The 18,136-nt window shown below is 60.2% G+C and carries 15 protein-coding genes; 1 reads left to right on the forward strand and 14 read right to left on the reverse strand.

The window, feature by feature from the left end; translation table 11 throughout:
* Positions 1 to 10: 10 nt before the first annotated feature.
* The 5 genes from FHR98_RS05480 to FHR98_RS05500 form a co-directional block, all read right to left on the reverse strand.
* Complete coding sequence (locus tag FHR98_RS05480; protein WP_183415622.1) at positions 11 to 397, reverse strand: DUF1761 family protein; 387 nt, start codon at positions 395 to 397, stop codon at positions 11 to 13.
* 69 nt (positions 398 to 466) lie between these two features.
* On the reverse strand, positions 467 to 2,050 hold the full coding sequence (locus FHR98_RS05485; RefSeq protein ID WP_183415623.1) for a lysine--tRNA ligase: 1,584 nt from the start codon (positions 2,048 to 2,050) through the stop codon (positions 467 to 469).
* Between the two features lie 70 nt (positions 2,051 to 2,120).
* A complete protein-coding gene (locus tag FHR98_RS05490; protein ID WP_183415624.1) occupies positions 2,121 to 2,594 on the reverse strand; it encodes a Spy/CpxP family protein refolding chaperone in 474 nt (157 codons plus the stop codon).
* Between the two features lie 13 nt (positions 2,595 to 2,607).
* The gene (locus tag FHR98_RS05495) at positions 2,608 to 3,138 is read right to left on the reverse strand and encodes a hypothetical protein (RefSeq protein ID WP_183415625.1); all 531 of its coding nucleotides are present in this window, start codon (positions 3,136 to 3,138) and stop codon (positions 2,608 to 2,610) included.
* 49 nt (positions 3,139 to 3,187) lie between these two features.
* Positions 3,188 to 3,751 (reverse strand): RNA polymerase sigma factor, encoded by a 564-nt coding sequence (locus tag FHR98_RS05500; RefSeq protein WP_183415626.1) that lies wholly within the window; start codon positions 3,749 to 3,751, stop codon positions 3,188 to 3,190.
* 166 nt (positions 3,752 to 3,917) lie between these two features.
* Between FHR98_RS05500 and FHR98_RS05505 the strand changes: the two genes are divergently transcribed.
* Positions 3,918 to 6,671, forward strand: coding sequence for an ATP-dependent DNA helicase (locus tag FHR98_RS05505; RefSeq protein WP_183415627.1), 2,754 nt, complete (start codon positions 3,918 to 3,920; stop codon positions 6,669 to 6,671).
* Here FHR98_RS05505 and FHR98_RS05510 read toward each other — a convergent pair.
* The 9 genes from FHR98_RS05510 to ftsA all read right to left on the reverse strand — a co-directional run bounded on the left by FHR98_RS05510 (position 6,668) and on the right by ftsA (position 18,122).
* Complete coding sequence (locus FHR98_RS05510; RefSeq protein WP_183415628.1) at positions 6,668 to 7,606, reverse strand: AEC family transporter; 939 nt, start codon at positions 7,604 to 7,606, stop codon at positions 6,668 to 6,670. The two genes, FHR98_RS05505 and FHR98_RS05510, sit on opposite strands and share 4 nt — an antisense overlap.
* A gap of 116 nt (positions 7,607 to 7,722) precedes the next feature.
* A complete protein-coding gene (locus tag FHR98_RS05515) occupies positions 7,723 to 8,049 on the reverse strand; it encodes a hypothetical protein (protein ID WP_183415629.1) in 327 nt (108 codons plus the stop codon).
* A complete protein-coding gene (locus FHR98_RS05520; protein ID WP_221205732.1) occupies positions 8,046 to 9,023 on the reverse strand; it encodes a threonine ammonia-lyase in 978 nt (325 codons plus the stop codon). Before FHR98_RS05520 ends, FHR98_RS05515 begins: the two co-directional genes overlap by 4 nt.
* Positions 8,993 to 11,086 carry an NAD-dependent DNA ligase LigA gene (gene ligA / locus FHR98_RS05525; protein WP_183415631.1) on the reverse strand — a complete coding sequence of 698 codons (2,094 nt, stop codon included), beginning with the start codon at positions 11,084 to 11,086 and terminating at the stop codon, positions 8,993 to 8,995. Before ligA ends, FHR98_RS05520 begins: the two co-directional genes overlap by 31 nt.
* On the reverse strand, positions 11,083 to 12,747 hold the full coding sequence (gene recN / locus FHR98_RS05530) for a DNA repair protein RecN (RefSeq protein WP_183415632.1): 1,665 nt from the start codon (positions 12,745 to 12,747) through the stop codon (positions 11,083 to 11,085). Before recN ends, ligA begins: the two co-directional genes overlap by 4 nt.
* 27 nt (positions 12,748 to 12,774) lie before the next feature.
* Positions 12,775 to 13,617, reverse strand: a complete 843-nt coding sequence (locus FHR98_RS05535; protein WP_183415633.1) for an outer membrane protein assembly factor BamD — start codon at positions 13,615 to 13,617, stop codon at positions 12,775 to 12,777.
* A gap of 130 nt (positions 13,618 to 13,747) precedes the next feature.
* Positions 13,748 to 14,698 (reverse strand): UDP-3-O-acyl-N-acetylglucosamine deacetylase, encoded by a 951-nt coding sequence (lpxC, locus tag FHR98_RS05540; RefSeq protein ID WP_183415634.1) that lies wholly within the window; start codon positions 14,696 to 14,698, stop codon positions 13,748 to 13,750.
* Positions 14,699 to 14,970: 272 nt separating this feature from the next.
* Entirely contained in the window at positions 14,971 to 16,686 is a 1,716-nt protein-coding gene (ftsZ, locus tag FHR98_RS05545; RefSeq protein ID WP_183415635.1) for a cell division protein FtsZ, read from the reverse strand.
* Between the two features lie 119 nt (positions 16,687 to 16,805).
* Complete coding sequence (gene ftsA / locus FHR98_RS05550; protein ID WP_183415636.1) at positions 16,806 to 18,122, reverse strand: cell division protein FtsA; 1,317 nt, start codon at positions 18,120 to 18,122, stop codon at positions 16,806 to 16,808.
* Positions 18,123 to 18,136 lie beyond the last annotated feature (14 nt).

Below are 18,136 nucleotides of genomic sequence, written 5' to 3' on the forward strand. Positions count from 1 at the left end.
TCTTGGCTTTTCAGAGGACTGCCTGGATCAGGATCATCAGGACGCCGGAGCCAAGGATATAGCCGCCGTCGACGAGCATCGCATAAGTGGATTTCTTGAGGAATGCGCCTGCGGAGACGACGAACATCATCGCGGCCAGGATTGCCAGGATCGCTGTCCAGAACGCAGCCTGCGCCGCCAGGAGGCCGATCACCAGCGATAGCAGCGCAAGCGCCACCAATTGACTGGCCATGGCGAAGTACGGCATCTCCGAACCTTGGCCAAGCGCTACGCCCGACCCCTCGGCCCAACCCTTGCCGAAAACCTTTGGGCTATAGACCAGCCAACCAAACAGGAACGCAACGATGGTTCCAACGGCGACGGCAAGAAGATTCAACGGCTCTATTGCAGTGGGCATCGCGGATAATCCTCCGTCTTGGTTATGGCGGCCCTAAAAGCCACACCCCTGCCTGCACGTGCCGAGAGTCTACTTGCTGAGGTCCTCACCCGCCAGAGCCCGTTTGATCAGCGAGAGGAAATTCTCGCGACCGTAGAGGGCTATGAAGGAACCCATGCGCGGCCCCTGCTCCTGCCCCAACAGCACTTCGTAAAGCGCCTTGAACCAATGCCGCAGGGATTCGAAGGGATGGCGTTTGCCGACTTCATAGACCTGTGTCTGGATATCCTCGGCGCTCGCGTCGGCGGGCAAGGCTTCCAGGACCGATACAAGATCGGTAAAGGCCGCCCGGTCGACATCGTTGACTGCGCGGTAGGCCTTATGCGGCAACACGAAATCCCGGTAATAAACCAGCGCGTAGGAAACCAAGCGGTCCAACAATGGCGTATTCTCCGGCGTGGTGCCGGGGAAGTAACGCTCGATAAAGCCCCAGATCACCGTCCGATCTTCGGTGTTGGCCACACTGGCTAGATTCAGCAACAAGCCGAACGACAAGGGACAGGTCGTTCCGGGCGCCTCACCGTTGTGAATATGCCAGATTGGGTTTTCAATCTGGCGCTCCGGGGTTTCGTCGGGAAACTTTTCCAGGAAGGTCAGATATTCGTCCACGGTCTTCGGGATGACATCGAAGAACAGCTTCTTGGCGGCGCGCGGCTTGTGATACATGAAGAGCGCCAGGCTCTCGGGCGGCGCATAGGTCAGCCACTCGTCCACCGAAAGACCGTTGCCCTTCGATTTGGAAATCTTCTGGCCCTTTTCATCCAGGAACAGTTCGTAGTTGAAGCCGTCGGGCTTGCGCCCACCCATTGCATCGCAAATGCGGCCTGCCAACTTCACTGAATCAATCAGGTCCTTGCCGGACATTTCGTAATCGACGCCCAGCGCATACCATCGCATACCCCAGTCGGGCTTCCACTGCAGCTTGCAGTTGCCGCCGGTGACCGGCAATTCGACCTTCCGGCCGCTTTCATCCTCGAAAACGATGGTTCCGGCATCGACGTTGCGCTCCAGGATCGGAACCTGCAGGACATGCCCGGTCTTGGGGCATATCGGCAGGAAAGGACTGTAGGTCTGCTGCCGCTCCTCGCGCAGACTGGGCAGCATGATCTCCATGATCTCGTCATAATGACGCAGCACGTCTAACAGGGCCTTGTCGAACTTTCCCGCGAAGTACCAATCCGTCGAGGATTGGAACTCATACTCGAAACCGAAGGAGTCCAGGAAGGCGCGCAGTCTGGCATTGTTGTGATGGCCAAAACTCTCGTGCGTGCCGAAGGGGTCGGGTATCCGGGTCAAGGGCTTGTTCAGATGCTCGCGCAGCATTTCCTTGTTGGGAACGTTTTCGGGCACCTTTCGCAGGCCGTCCATATCATCGGAAAAGCAGAACAGACGCGTGGGAACATCCGATAGGCGCTGAAACGCCTGGCGCACCATGGTGGTGCGCACGACTTCGCCGAAGGTGCCGATATGAGGCAGTCCGGACGGTCCATAGCCGGTCTCGAAGAGAACGTAGCCTTTCTCCGGCGTTTTTCCTCCGATGCGCTCGACTAGCTTACGCGCTTCCTCGAAGGGCCATGCGCGGGCCTCCTGGGCCAGTTCGCGCTCGTTGGACATGACGCCGTTCCTTTTTTCCGTTAGCCAAAAAATTGTGCGGCGCAGAAATTAGGGGGCTGCAGGACAGTCGTCAATGTCCGCGGTGATCCCGTCCCATGAAACGGCGGAAGAAATCGCGATCCTGTGCCATTTCCACGAAAGCCGCCCGCTGCTCGGGTGACAGATCGGCGAGATAGCGGTGCATGATTTCCGCCATCTCCATCCAGCGCTCCACGCGCTCGTCCTGAGCCTTCAGCATAATGGCCCGCAGGGCGTCGCGGTCCAGTTCGGGTTTGACCATCAGTGCCCAGAGATCGCGACGGCGCTCGGCGCGGCTCTCCTCGCGCCCCTCCCGGAGCTCCTGCATGGTGCGGCGCAGATTGCCAAGTTCTTCGACTTGCATATCCGTGAGATTCAGGCGGTCTCTCAAATATTCTATCCGCGCTTCCGGGTTTCCGCGCAGATGGCCGGCCATCGAACGGTAGTAAAGCGCACCGCCGACGAAGAATACGTTGAGCGCTAGGGACCCGATCAGCAACAGCCACAAGAAACGACTTTTGTTCATGCCACCAAGCCCCTCATAACAATGTCTCGTCCGAAGCCGGGGCAATCAGGAAGTCCCGCGCGGCCAACTCATCCACGGCTGCGACGGCCTCCAGACCGCTGAAACCCAATTCGAAAGCCAAGCCCCAAGCCAACAGCATGGCTGCGGCCACACTGGCCCAAGCAGCCGTTTGCGTCCAGCGTGACGGATCAAACCACCCCATGAACCGTCGGGCCATACCGCCCTTCACAGGTGCTTCGTCGATGGAAGGTGCACGTACCAAGCCTTGGGCGCGCAGCGTCAAGGATACCGGCGCTGCTTCAGGTTCCAGTGCGGATAAAGCCAAGACTTCCTCAAGAAGTGCCGGATTGCGCGCCAGGACCCCTTCCACCGCCTCCAGCTCGTCGCCCTCCAGAGCGCCGTCGAGGTAAGCTGCTACCGTCAGAGGGTCCAAACTCTCCGTCTGCTCTTGTGAGCCGTCTTGTTTGGGTTCTCGCCAAGCCTCTTTGGCCGCCAACCAAAGTGCGGCGCCCTCCTTCAGATCTTTTCTATCATCGCTTGTCATGGCAGAACCTCGTTCGCTTCCAATCAATTATACGGCATTGCCGTGAGACTCATCCCCCAGAAGATTCGTCTTGGGTTGCAAAATGCTGCCGCAACTTCAGCAGCGCTTTGTGGTGCGTCGATCTGACCGTCTGCGGATCGACTTTCAGAAAGGCCGCTGCCTCCTGTACTTCCAACTCCTGCTTATACAGAAGCTCTAGAACCAGCGCCTGACGCGGTGAAAGCAACCCTTCGGGAATGTTGATCCAGACATACTCCTTCGCCTCCACCGACAGCAGCCCTTCCGGCAAGGCATCGATATCCTGGGTAGGCCTCGCATGGCGTCGCAAGTGGTCGATGGCGGTCGTGGTCGCGATGACCGTCAGCCACGTGGACAATTTCGCCCGCTCTGGATCGAAACCGCGCAAGAGTTTGAAATCGCCGCGCACCAGCTTCAAAAAGACATCCTGGGCCACGTCCTCGGCTTCATGACCCTTACCCGCCGGGACGAGTTTGCGGCGCACGGCGGCAAAGACCAGCGGTGCGTGGTCACGCACGAAACGATCCCAGGCACCCTTATTGCTGCCGAAGAGCTTCTCTATGTCGCTGGCCGTCCAATCGGGATACTGCGTCATTCCATGGTCACTATAAGGAGCAAGGTCGTAAACTGTCGACGGGATGCTGCAGCCGGTCGTCCTCGGGGACTTTGTCTGGATGACGTAGCCCCCGGCCCGAGCTAGTCTCTAACCCATGATTCGCAGCGACTCCAGCGGAGTTTCCCCCAACACCGGATCCAGCGCCATGGGACTACCCCCCACGGCGGCGCTGGTGGCCGGATTTCGGCGTGCGATCTGGTTGACGCCCGACGGCGAGATCGAAGAACTGGATCGCCTGAAGGCGCGCAGGCGTTGCGACAAAGCACCACCCATTCTATGCCATGCGCCGGCCACCGCACGTCGATTGGGACTCGAAAGCTTGGCGGCCTATGACGTGTTGGAGCTCTTCGCCTTCGTCCGCCCGGCCAGAAGCTGTGCACCGACACCGCGCGGCCTCGCGATTGCTCTAGGCCAGGACTTGCCGACCAATTTGGCTGAACAGGCTCTATCGCTGCCACGCGCCGCCGCCCTACTGCTAAACGAGGCGGCCGGCATGGAGACCAAGGATCGCCGGGAGGCGGCGGCAGTTGCCTGGACCATGGCGCGTGGAGGGTGGCTCTGGGGCCCTTACGTGCTGGCCGCATTGGGGTATGGACAGGATCGCGATCTGACAGGCGACAGGGCCGTGCAGCGGGCGCTGGAAAGCTGGCACCGGCTGGCGCCTTGGTCCGAGCATGCTCCGGAGCAACCGCCCGGCCAGCAGGCCGTCAGCCCGCAGGAAGCGCGCGAGCGCCTGCGGGATATCCTGGGCGACGGCGCAGAACAACGCAGCGCTCAGGCCGACTACGCCGCCGCCGCCGCCGAGGTGTTCCAGCCACGTGCCGAAGCCGATCAACCCAACGTGCTTCTGGCGGAGGCCGGAACAGGTGTGGGAAAGACCCTGGGATACCTGGCGCCCGCAAGCGTCTGGGCGGAGAAGAACGACGGCACTGTTTGGGTATCGACCTTCACACGAAACCTGCAGCAGCAGATCGACTCTGAGCTTGGCCGCCTCTATCCGGACCTGACGACGAAGTCGCGCCGGGTTGTCGTCCGCAAAGGGCGCGAGAACTACCTCTGCCTGCTGAATTTCGAAGAGGCGGTGAACCAGTTGGCCAACCGCCCCCAGGAGATCGTGGCGGTCGGATTGATGGCGCGTTGGGTCGCGCACAGCCGCGACGGCGATATGGTCGGCGGCGACTTTCCCGGCTGGCTACCCGACATCGTCGGCAGACAAAGAACGCTCGGCCTGACGGACCGGCGCGGCGAATGCATCTATTCCGCCTGCCCGCACTACAACCGCTGTTTTATCGAGAAGTCGGTACGGCGAGCGAAGCGGGCACGCATTGTCATTGCCAATCATGCCCTGGTGATGATCCAGGCGGCACTCGGCGGGAATGACGAGGAGCGCCTGCCGACCCGTTACGTCTTTGACGAGGGTCATCATCTTTTCGATGCTGCCGATAGCGCTTTTTCCGCTCACCTCTCCGGCCAGGAAACACGCGAACTACGGCGTTGGCTGCTGGGCGCCGATGCCAGCGGACGCAGCGCCGGACGACTGCGCGGTCTGAAGCGGCGGGTCGAGGACCTGATCGTCGACGATCAAGCAGCGCTCGAATGGTTGGATGACGCCCTGCGTGCGGCGCGCGCCTTGCCCGCCGTAGGGTGGCTCAAGCGTATCGTTGAAGCCGAGCCTCAGGGGCCGGTAGAAGGGTTCCTGGCGCAGCTTCGCCGCCAGGTTCTGGCACGCAGCGAGCGGGTCAGCGACCCCTATAGCATCGAGTGCAGCCCGCATCCGCTTGACCCCGATCTCATTCCGGCCGCCGAACGCCTGCAGGCCGCACTCGCACAACTGGCGCAGCCACTAAGCCGCATTATGAAAAGCCTCGCAAAACGGCTTTCCGATGAACATAGCGAAGACCTGGAAAGCGAAACGAGACGGCGCATCGACGCTCTGGTGCGCAGTTTGGAGCGCCGCTGCCTCATGCCGCTGGCCGCTTGGAACGCGCTACTCGACGCCCTGCGCGAAGGGGTGACGCCCAAGGAGTTCGTCGATAGCTTCCTGGTCGAGCGAATCGAGGGCCGCGATCTCGATATAGGCGCGCACCGGCATTTCATAGATCCGACCAAACCCCTTGCCGAGGCAGTTTATCGCCGGGCGCATGGCCTTCTGATCACGTCGGCCACGCTGACGGACGGTAGCGAGGACGTGGAAGATGATTGGCGCGCGGCCGAGGCCAGGAGCGGCACGCAGCATCTTGAGGTGCCGGCGTGGCGGGCGCAGATGCCCTCGCCCTTCGACTATCCCGCGCAAACCAAGGTCCTGATCGTCAATGACGTCCGCAAGGATGATATGGCGCAGGTCGCCGCCGCTTACCGGGCTTTGTTCCAGGCCTCGCAAGGTGGCGCGCTGGGCCTCTTCACGGCGATCAGTCGTTTGCGCGCGGTCCATGAGCGCATCGCAGGGCCGCTGGAACAAAGCGGCTTGCCGCTCTATGCACAGCACGTCGATCGACTGGATACCTCGACATTGGTGGAGATCTTCCGCGCCGAAACGGATTCTTGCTTGTTGGGCACCGATGCCGTGCGGGACGGTGTCGATGTCCCCGGCCGTGCTCTTCGCCTCATCGTATTCGACCGCGTTCCCTGGCCTCGACCCTCATTGGTGCATAAGGCCCGTCGAGAGTATTTCGGCAAGCGTCGATATGAGGACATGCTGACGCGTTTAAGGCTCAAGCAAGCCTTTGGACGTTTGATTCGGCGCGCAGGGGATCATGGGGTTTTCGTGCTGCTCGATCCGATGATGCCCTCACGCTTACTGGGCGCCTTCCCCAAGGACGTGTCGGTGGCGCGTGTCGGACTGGCCGAAGCCGTTTCGGTTACCCAGGAGTTCCTCGCCAACCCGCCGGATCAGTCTTAATCGACGCCTAGATAATTCATGACAATGGAAAGGGTCACGACGGAGCAAAGCGTTGAGACGAGGATGACTGCGGTCGCCCGCTGAACATAAATTTCGTACTGCTGGGCCAGAATGAAAACCAGGGCTCCCAAGGGAAGCGCCGAGAGAATCACCGAGGACGCCGCCCACAGTGGATCCATATCAAAAACGTGAAATGCCAGAACCCAAGCAATCAAAGGTGAGATCAGCAGCTTCACGATCGTCAGCCAAGCCACTTCCAAAGCACCACGTGTCACCGAGCGGCCAACTAAAAACAGTCCCATGGCGAAAAGAGCGCAAGGACCAACCGCGCCCCCCAGAATTTCGCAGAAGGTGACCAACGCCGCAGGTAGGGGAATTTTCAACTGACCCACGACCAGTCCGGCAACGGCCGAAAGAACCAGCGGATTGCGGGCCAAACCGCCGCCAGCGGTTTTGAACAAAGGTAGAAAGCCGCTTTTCTCGCTGCGGTGGATTTCCATAACCGCGGTTCCAAGACCGATGACCACCGCTCCGTTAAAGACCGTCGCCACGACACCCGGCAGCACCCCAGGCTCACCGTAAGCCGTGAGCAGCAGCGGGATTCCCATGTAGCCGGTATTGGCGAAGACTCCCGACAGGCCATGCATACTGACCTCGCCCAGGCGATAGCCAAGGAACTGACGCGCCAACACAACGATGAAGGCGAAGGGAATGACCATCGCTCCGGTCAATGTCAACGTGAAGGGAACCAGAGAGGGATCGTCGAGTTCGAGACGCGCCATGGCGAGGAAAAACAACGCCGGTAAAGCCACGTAAAAGACAAAGCCGTTCAAGGCGCGACTGCTGTCTTCGCCGAGCAAGCGCCTCCAACCACAGAGGAACCCCGCGAGAATGATACCGAAGACCGGAAGGACAACTTCAATGACCGCTGACATGGGGCGGGAATGTGACGACAAGCGACAATTTTGTCGAGTTAGAATCGCGCATGCCCTCTGCGCGCCTGCGGCATATCCCGCCGGCATGCATACCGCCTGGACCTGTCTCGGAGACCTCAGAGGTCGTCAAGAAAACTGTAGGATTCGCGTGGATTTGCCAATGCATAACGGTGCAGGTCGAGGCAAAGGAGGATCAAGCCCTCCTCATAATCGAAGGAGTAGGCGTCGGCTAAGGCTTTTAGCTTCATCAAGCTGGATGAATCGAAGGTCAAGACGTCGCGCCCCGACGCATCCCTCTCGGGCTCGCCTAGCTGGAAAAAATCGTGGATATGGATCAGTTCGTACTCACCGCCTTGATCTTGATGCACCACGACCCGACTGCCGCCGGGCTCCAATGCCAAGACCGTCCCGCTCTCAACCTGCCCGGTCGAAGTATCGCTCATCGGACAATCCCGTCCTCGCCCGCACCGCAAATGATGGCCGCAACGCGTCGGCCTTCGCCCATATCGATAGCGCCCTTCATGATGGCGGCGACCGAGGCGGCCCCGGCCAACTCACTGCCGATCGCATATTCGAACCAAAGCCAGCGGGCCGCTTCATGCATCTCCGCATCGCTGACCAAAACAAAGCTATCGACCCGTTCCTTGATGATATCGAGATTGATCTGTGCCGAAGTGCGCGGTGCCAGCGTTCCAGCAGCCGTCTCGATACGCTCCAACGTGACCAACGCACCCTGCTCGACGCTGCGCTTAAGGGTCGGCGCGCCGGTTGGCTCGACCCCGATCACCCTGATCTCTGGGCGCAAAGCCTTAATGGCGGTCGCTACACCGGAGATGAGTCCACCGCCACCGATCGCGACCACCACCGTGTCCAACTCGGCTATGTCCTCCAGTATTTCCAGGCCCAGCGTGCCTTGCCCCGCAATGACACGAGGATCGGAAAAGGCGGGAACGTATGTCATGCCTTCCTCGTCCGCGCGCAGGCGCGCGGCTGCGTCGGCTTCGTCCCAAACCACTCCTTCAATGATCACTTCAGCGCCCCAGGCGCGCACCTTGTCGGCCTTTGGTCCAGGCGTTGAGCTTGGCAGGTAGACAACGGCTCTAGTCCCCGCCACCCAACCTGCATAGGCCACCGCCAGGCCGTGATTGCCGCCCGATGCGGTGCAAATACCGCGTTTGATTTCGTCATCGGATAGGCTGAGAAGCGTGTTGACGGCGCCGCGGGCCTTGAAGGAACCCGATACTTGGAGATGCTCCAACTTCAAAAACAGATCGCCAGCGCCAACAGGCTGCTTCTGAAATGTTGCCGGCAAAATGGGTGTGCGGCGCACACGGCCCTTTAGTCGCCGCGCCGCGGCCTGAATATCCTCCAACCCAACACCTACGGTCATGCCCGCTGTCCCGTCAGTTCCAACCATTCCTCCTCGCTCAATACCGTCAGCCCCAGTTCGACCGCCTTGCGCGCCTTCGAACCCGCATCTTGCCCGACCACCACGTAATCGGTTTTCTTGGAGACCGAGCCTGCGACCTTCGCACCCAGAGCCTCCGCGCGGGCCTTCGCCTCGCTGCGCGTCACCGTTTCAAGAGTGCCGGTAAAGACCACCGTCTTACCGGCGAGCGGCGAATCGCCGAGCGATGGCGCGGCGACAGAATCGATAGTCAGAACCTCGGCCAGCTTGTCCAGGGCGTTGCTGTTATGGTCTTCGGTAATAAAGCCGATCAGGTCCTTGGCAACGACCGGACCGATACTGTCAATCGACAATAGTCCTTCATAGGCCTCCTGATCGCCTTCCGCCGCCTTGGCCATTTCCCGACGCCAGGTCTCGAGGTCGCCATAGTGGTGTGCGAGGAGCTTTGCGGTCGCCTGCCCTACCTGTCGAATACCAAGGGCGAAAATGAAGCGGTCCAGGGTAATCCGGCTGCGTTGTTCAATGGCGTTCAAAAGATTGATCACCGACTTCTCGCCCCAACCTTCACGTCCGCGTAAACGATCCTGATGCTCGGCAAGCCGGAAAATGTCCGCAGGCTCGCGGATCAGGCCTTCCTCCCAGAAGGCCTCGATATGCTTGCCGCCCAACCCTTCTATGTCGAAGGCATCGCGGCTGACGAAATGCTTCAACCGTTCCTTTGCCTGCGCCGGACAAATCAACCCGCCCTGACAGCGCCGAACCGCTTCGTCTTCCTCCCGCATCGCCTGGCTGCCGCATTCGGGGCAGTGGTCGGGAAATGCATAGAGTGGACGGGCTTCATGGGCCGCGTCTTGCACGACCTCCACGACTTGCGGAATAACGTCGCCGGCACGCTGAACAACGACCCGATCGCCCTCGCGGACGTCCTTGCGGGCGATCTCGTCCTCGTTGTGAAGTGTGGCCCGGGACACGACGACCCCGCCAACGGTTATCGGCTCCAAATTGGCCACCGGGGTCAAGGCGCCGGTGCGACCGACTTGAATCGTAATCTTGTGCAGAATAGTTTCCGCGCGTTCGGCCGGGAACTTGTGCGCGATAGCCCAGCGCGGTGCGCGGCTGACAAAGCCCAACCGCTCTTGCAGCGAAAGGTCATTGACCTTGTAGACAACACCGTCGATGTCATGCGGCATATCTGGCCGCGCGGCCAAGATTGTGCGGTGATAGGCGATGAGTGCTTCTGCGTCGTTACAGAGTTCGGCTGGCCCGTTAACGGAAAAACCCCAATCCGCCATATGCTGCCGCGCCTCACTCATGGTCGCGCCCAGAGGGGCGGAAACCTCGCCCCAAGCATAAGCTAGGAAAGCCAGAGGCCGCTGCGCGGTAACCTGCGCATCGAGTTGACGCAACGACCCCGCAGCCGCATTGCGCGGATTCTTGAAGCTTGCCTTGCCCTGGGCCTCCTGCCGCTCATTCAGTCTTTGGAAATCCTGGCGCCGCATGAAAACCTCGCCCCGGACTTCCAGCACCCGCGGCCAACCCTCACCGGACAGGCGTTCAGGAACACTGTCGATAGTGCGCACATTAGACGTGATATCTTCTCCGGTGGCTCCATCGCCGCGCGTTGCGGCCTTCACCAAACGCCCATCTTCGTAACGCAGTGAGCAGGACAGTCCATCGATCTTCGGTTCAGCGAGGATGGCAACCGGCCGGTCTGCCGACAATCCAAGGAAACGCCGGATCCGCGCCAAAAAATCGGCGACGTCCTCGTCGCTGAAAGCGTTTGCCAAAGACAACATGGGAACCGAGTGCGTGACCGATCCAAACTCGCGCGATGGCGCAGCGCCGACTTTTTGCGACGGACTGTCTGCGTGAACGAGTGCCGGAAAACGCGCCTCGATGGCGTCGCTGCGTTTTCGCAGTTCGTCATAGGCCGCATCACTGATTTCCGGTGCGTCGGACTGATAGTACAGACGGTCGTGATGCGCGATTAGAGCCGCCAAACGGGCAAGCTCTTGCCGGGCTTCCTGCTCTGTCAGGTCCTCGATAGCCTTGACGCTCTCATCGGGGATCATTCGGGCACTCCGATCAGCTTCGCGGCAGCGGCACGGGCTTCCTCGGTAATGCTGGCGCCGGATAACATGCGGGCAATCTCCTCACGACGCGCTTTCGAATCCAGCACCCTAACATTGGTCACGGTTTGCGCCTGATCCGCCTGCTTCTCCACATGCCAGTGCTGCCGTCCCCGGGATGCGACTTGGGGGCTGTGGGTCACAACCAGAATCTGCCGCTTCTCCGCCAAACGGCTCAAGCGATCTCCAACCGCCGCCGCCGTCGCCCCTCCAACCCCGCTGTCCACCTCGTCAAATACCAGGGTCGTCACCGGACTGGCCTCGGCCAGCACCAGTTTGAGGGCCAATAGAAAACGGGATAATTCGCCTGCCGAGGCGATACGGCCCAAAGCGCCCGGCGGACTGCCTGGATTGGTCGCCACTTCAAAAACAACGCGATCACAACCCGACGGCCCAGCTTGGTCGGGATCGAGTTTTTCCACCGCTGTTCGAAAACGCGCCTTATCGAGCTTGAGCGGGGGCAACTCGGCGTTCACGGCAACATCCAGAGCTTCCGCCGACGTCTTGCGCCGTTTCGACAAAGCATCCGCAGCCTGCCAGTAGAGCGCCTCGGCCGAACCGCATTCCTTCTCCAGCCGCTGCAACTCCGCATCCCCGCTGTCGATAGCCGCCAGTTGCTCCGACATGTCGCGGTGCAGATCGGACAGCCCGGAAACCTCGACCCTGTGCTTGCGAGCGAGGTCCTTTAGAGCAAAATAGCGGTCTTCGATCTGTTGCAGCCCCTCGCCTTCGAAATCGCCGTCGCTGGCAAGAGCCTGCAAGGTCTCGCGAGCCTCCTCGGTCTCCGCCAAAGCTCTCCCCAAAGCCGAGACCGCGCCGTCCAGCCGACCGGCGGCCTTGTCCGACATTTGCTCAAGACGACGCTGTGCAGCCGCCAGCGGCCGCTCGGCGCTGTCAAGTTGGGTTAGGGCATCTTGCATGGCCTCTAGGAGCTGCCCTGCATTGAGCAGCAGCGCTCGACGTTCGGCGAGCGCTTCCTCCTCGCCTTCCTGTGGATCGATGCGCGCCAGTTCCTCAATCGCGTGGCGCAGGAAATCCTCGTCTCGACGGGCGTTCGCCAGTTTCTCTTGCGCGGCTTCGAATGTTGTTCTGAGGTTCTGCCATCGGGCCCAGGCCTGCTCGACCGCCGTTCGCTCGACCCGCAGTCCGCCAAAAAGATCCAGGGTCTTGCGATGCGTTTTAGGGTCCAGAAGTCCGCGCTGCTCGAAATGCCCCTGAACTTCTACAAGGGATTCGCCCAGTTGCCGTAAAAGCGTGACCGACACCGGTTGATCGTTGACGAACGCACGGCTGCGCCCATCCGCCGAGACTTGACGGCGCAGCAGCAAGGGTTCGCCAGGTTCGATCTCGACGCCGCCCTCGTCCAACAAAAGCCACAAGGGATGGTCCAAAGGTGCCTCGAAGGACGCGATCACCGTCGCCTTATCGGCGCCGGGTCTGAGGAGCCCGCTATCAGAGCGCTCGCCGAGTGCCAATCCCAAAGAATCGAGGAGAATAGATTTTCCTGCCCCGGTTTCGCCGGTCAGGACAACCAATCCCGATTCAAACTGCAAATCCAGTCTGTCGATCAGAACCACGTCGCGGATGGAGAGCCCTGCCAGCATGGAACGGGTTGTACACCCCCTCGTCGATCAGAAAATGGATTTCCAAGTCCGGGATATCCAGGAGCCCTTGTCCTCTTCGGGTCGCAAATCCTGCCCCGTCAACAGGGCATAACTATCGAGATACCAATCATTGCCAGGGAAGTTGTAACCCAGCACTGCTGCGGTCGATTGCGCTTCGGAGGCCAGCCCCAATGCAAGATTGGCTTCGACTAACCTGTGCAAGGCTTCTGGAACGTGCGTCGTGGTTTGATAATCCTTGATCACCAAACGGAACCGATTGATTGCCGCCAGATACTGGTTCCGCCGCAGGTAGTAACGACCGATGGCCATGTGCTTTCCAGCCAGATGGTCACGGGTGAGATCGATTTTCAAACCTGCATCGCGCGCATACTCCGTCTCCGGGAAGCGGCGAACGATTTCCTCCAGCGACTCTAGAGCCAGACGCGTCATCTTCTGATCGCGCTCAACGTCGGAAATCTGCTCGTAATAGGACAGCGCTTTCAGGTAATGCGCATAGGCAATGTCCGGGCTGCCGGGGTGAAGCGCGATGAACCGATCCAATGCATCGATCGCCTCGTCGTAACTATTGTTGAGGTAGTAACTGTAAGCGGCCATCAGCTGCGCTTTAGTCGCCCAGACCGAATAAGGATGTTGGCGCTCGACTTCTTCAAACTTCTGGGCGGCGATGGTGTAATCGTCGCCTTCGGCCAAGGTGGCTATCGCGTCATTGTAGAGCTCCTCCACCGGGCGCTCTACATAAGGCACGGCGACGTCATCGCTTCCGCAAGCGGCGAGCAGAGGTCCCATCAACAAAACTGCGAGCAGCAACTTCAGGGCAGTGGCTTTTGGCGTCGTGTAGCGCTTCGTCATGGTTCTCCATCAGCCCACAGAGGTTCGGGCGATTAGACTGTGGAGCAAGACTATAGGAGCAAGCCGGGAGTGCCTCAAGCCACTCCGCGACATGATTGGCAGTTCATTGCCTCTGAATTGGCAAAAAATCTTATGCGGCGCCGGCTACGGCTCTGGAAAGCACCTGCCCGCTGGCGCCCATGGGCGCGTCAACCAAGGCTGGGGTCACGAGTTCTACCCACTCCCACGCTTCGGAGTCGCTGAGAACTTCATCCAGCAAACGCAGATTCAGCGCATGTCCCGTCCGCACACCCGTGAAATGCCCGATGACCGGAGCGCCCATCAGGTAAAGATCGCCAATCGAATCGAGTACCTTATGACGGACGAACTCGTCGCTGTACCGTAAACCGCCCTCATTCAGGATTCTGTCATCATCGATGACGATGGCGTTTTCAAGCGAGCCACCTCGGGCGAAACCCATACGGCGAAGCATTTCGACCTCCTGAAGGAAGCCGAAGGTTCGCGCCTGAGCAAGTTCGTGCCTGAAACATTCCTCAGTGATCGCACCGGACCAGACCTGATTGCCGATTGCGCGGCTCTCGAAGTCGATCTCCAGGTTGATCGTCAGACCTTTGTCCGATGGCGACAAGGATGCCCATCGATCAGGGTCCTCGACGCGCACTTCCTTGAGAATTCGAATTGCTTTACGGGTCAGCGCCTGGCGCACGCGGCCAGCGCTGGCGATAAGCGAGAGAAATGGCGCGGAGCTTCCATCCATGATCGGCACTTCGTCGGCATCAAGCTCGATCAGGACATTGTCGATACCGCTCGCATAGAGCGCGGCCATCAGATGTTCGATCGTCGCAATTCGAACGCCATAAGCCTCGATGGTGGTGCAAAGGGGCGTGATGACCGCATTGCTCCAAAGCGCCGGAACGTCAGCGCTTCCTTGGCTCAATTTAGTGCGTCGAAAGATGATTCCCGAATCGGGCGCCGCAGGGCGCAAGGTCATGGCAACGGATTGTCCGCTGTGCACACCAACGCCCGAGCAATGAATGGGATTCTTTAATGTGCATTGAGAAACTGTCACCCTATCAAGCATTCCTTTTCTGCGGGTTTTTCAGAACCGCACCCCCCAAACTTTTATAGCATCGAGCCTATAATTGCCCGTTGTTGCTTAAGAGATAACTAAGAGTTCTCAACTTCAAAGGGAAATCAATCTTTGTTGCAAGTTGTTGCGCGGCCTCAAAGACCACAGCTTGAAAAAGGTCAAGATATTCACTTCATTGAATAAAATGACCCGCCTGCCGCTTGGATTATAAACCTAACGGCAGGCGGGTCACTAGGCCCCCTCAAACTTTACGGACCAGGACGTCAGTTAGCCTGACGCCGCAGGAAGGTTGGAATTTCGAAGAGATCATCCTCGAACTCCGATTCGGCCGGTTGGGCGCGGCTGTCCAATCCAGACAGATTTGCCTGCTGTCCAGCAGCTGCTTCCGGTTTGGCTTCGGTCCTGTGAACCTGCGGCTCACGCCTGCTTGAGGCAAGTTTCGGCTCCGCTTCCTGCCGTCCCGCAGTTGGCACTTCACGCAGCGTTGCCGCTTCTTCCTTGCGCTCTACACCGGTGAAAGCCAACGCCGCCTTCGTCATCTTGTTGAAGATGTTGCTGCGACGCTGGGACGCAGCCTCGTTGCTTCCATTGGCCATCGCAGCTTCGGCGAAAGGTTCGGCAGTGCGACGCGCTTGTTCTTGAATACGCGGCCTCCGCGGCGCCTCCATCGGCTTGGGCGGTATGAACGCGTCCTGGTGCTGCCCGGCAACGGCCAACTCCGGACCCGCCTCAGCCACGGCAAGCTCCGGGATACGCTCATCGACCGGCTCTTGCGATTCCACTTCTGCAACCACCGGTTCGGGCAGTTCGGTGCCCTGTTCGTCAAACTGCTCTTGCGGCTCTTCGATTGCGGCGACAGCAGCGATCAGGTTCGCATCGGCCGCCTCCTGCTCCTGGGCAAATGCCGCAGCGGCAGGACGAACCCGCTCTTCCTCCGCGACCAACGGCGCTACGCGCGGCTTCGCTTTTGCAACCGGCGCACTGATCGGCACGGGGCGTTGAGCCTCGTCCGCATCGATGCCGGTGGCGACGATGGACACGCGCATGATGCCGTTCATCGATTCATCGAAAGTCGAGCCGAAGATGATGTTGGCGTCGGGATCAACCTCCTCGCGGATACGGTTGGCCGCTTCATCGACTTCGAACAGCGTCATGTCCATACCGCCGGTGATGTTGATCAACACGCCTCTTGCCCCGCGCATCGAAACATCGTCCAACAGCGGGTTGGAGATCGCCGCTTCCGACGCAGCAATAGCACGGCCGTCGCCTTCCGACTCACCCGTCCCCATCATGGCCTTGCCCATCTCGGACATGACTGTGCGGATATCTGCAAAGTCGAGGTTGATGAGACCCGGCATGATCATCAGGTCGGTCACGCCGCGCACGCCTGAGTGCAGCACGTCGTCGGCCATCTTGAAAGCATCGGCGAACGTGGTGCGTTCATCGCAAACCCGGAACAGGTTTTGGTTGGGAATGATGATGAGGGTGTCGACGAACTGCTGTAGTTCATCGAGCCCACTCTCGGCCATGCGCATACGGTGAATGCCCTCGAATTGGAAAGGCTTGGTCACCACGCCGACAGTCAAAATGCCATTTTCGCGAGCGGCTCTGGCAATAACCGGCGCGGCGCCGGTTCCTGTGCCGCCGCCCATGCCGGCAGTGATGAACACCATGTTCGAGCCCTCGAGGTTCTCAAGAATCTCGTCCATGGCTTCCTCGGCAGCCGCACGACCGACGTCCGGCCGGGAGCCAGCGCCAAGCCCTGAGGTGATATGCCGCCCGAGCTGAATGCGGCGCTCGCAAATCGACTGCTCCAAGGCCTGAGCGTCCGTGTTCGCAATCACGAACTCCACGCCCTCCAGCTTGCTGGATATCATGTTGTTAACGGCATTGCCGCCGGCGCCACCAACACCCACCACGGTGATGCGCGGCTTCAGATGATCCTGTTCATCTTTCGGTACGCTGAGGTTCAAAGACATTTTCTCCTCCAATCCCCCGTCAAGTGGGGCCTCCTCGTTGAAGCCGGGTCCTCCGGCTGCCGTTCGTCCCGTGGCGCTTTGATCGGGACCTCAATGATCGCCATTTCGCGCTCGCACCCTCAAAAGTGTTCGCGCAACCAGCCGCCGACACGCCCCAAGAAGGGCAAGTCGGCTTGTTGTGTCATTCCGCCGTCCTGTACTGCTGCCGCCTGCGCCTGCACGCGGGGCATCACCTCCAGAATGCGCTCCGCCTCAATGGCGTAGAGCACAAGCCCGGCAGTGACTGCATGGGCCGGACCCGCCGTCGCCTCAGCCAAACCGACAATTCCGCTGGGACGGCCGATGCGAATCTTCCTATCGAGGATCAGGGCGGCCATATCGTTGACCCCCGGCAGTTGGCAGGCCCCGCCGGTTAACACCACGCGGCGCCCGCCTAAGCGGTACATGCCGCTTTGCTCCAGGCGCGAGCGCACCAGTTCGAAGGTTTCTTCCAGACGCGGTTGTATGATTCCGTTCAGAAGCGAGCGCGGCACCTGATGCACCGATCCCTCGTCGTACTCGCCAACCTGGGGAACGTCGATCAGCTCGCGATCATCGGCACTGGCGGCAATCGCATGGCCATAGAGTGTCTTGATTCTCTCGGCATGCGCCACCGGAGTCGAAAGCCCGCGCGCAATGTCGGTCGTGACGTGCAGGCCGCCGACCGGCAGCACATCGGTATGGATGACCTTGCCCTCGAAGAACACGGCGATGGAGGTTGTCCCGCCGCCCATGTCGATGAGCGTAACGCCAAGATCTCGCTCGTCCTCAACCAGAACGGAAAGGCCGGACGCATAGGGCGCGACCACAAAGCCACCGACTTCCAGATGGCAGCGCTCCACGCAGTTCACGAGGTTTCGTACTGGGCCGCTCCCGGCGGTAACCAAATGAAGATCTACCCCCAGTCGCTCACCCACCATGCCGCGCGGATCGCGGATACCGCGGCTTCCGTCGACCGAATAAGCCAGAGGGATTGAATGAACCAATTCGCGCCCTTCGCCAATGTGCCCGTTCAGATAGCTAGGTTCATGTCCCAGGCTCAGGGCGCGGCGCAGATCCCGGTCTCCCACATGTGCCCCATCCAGGGCCACTTCGACGGCGATCTGTCGCGACAGCGGTTTGCCGCTGGAAAGCCCCAGCACGACGCGCTCGATAGTGTCGCCCGCCATCTGTTCGGCGGCATGGACGGCATTGCGGATAGCAACCTCCGCGGCTTCCATGTCGACAATCGCGCCATTCTTGATGCCACGACTGGCCTGCTGGCCAATCCCCAGCACGCGGGGAGCCGCGCTCTGGCCGCCGCTGCCGGTCTGCGCGATGAAACAACAAACCTTGCTCGAACCGACATCGAGTGCTGCGATAAGTCCGTTCCGGTTGCTGCCTGGGCCCTTCTTCATTGCTTGCTTCTTTC

Origin of the sequence: Limibacillus halophilus (assembly GCF_014191775.1) — a bacterium.
Taxonomy (GTDB): domain Bacteria; phylum Pseudomonadota; class Alphaproteobacteria; order Kiloniellales; family CECT-8803; genus Limibacillus; species Limibacillus halophilus.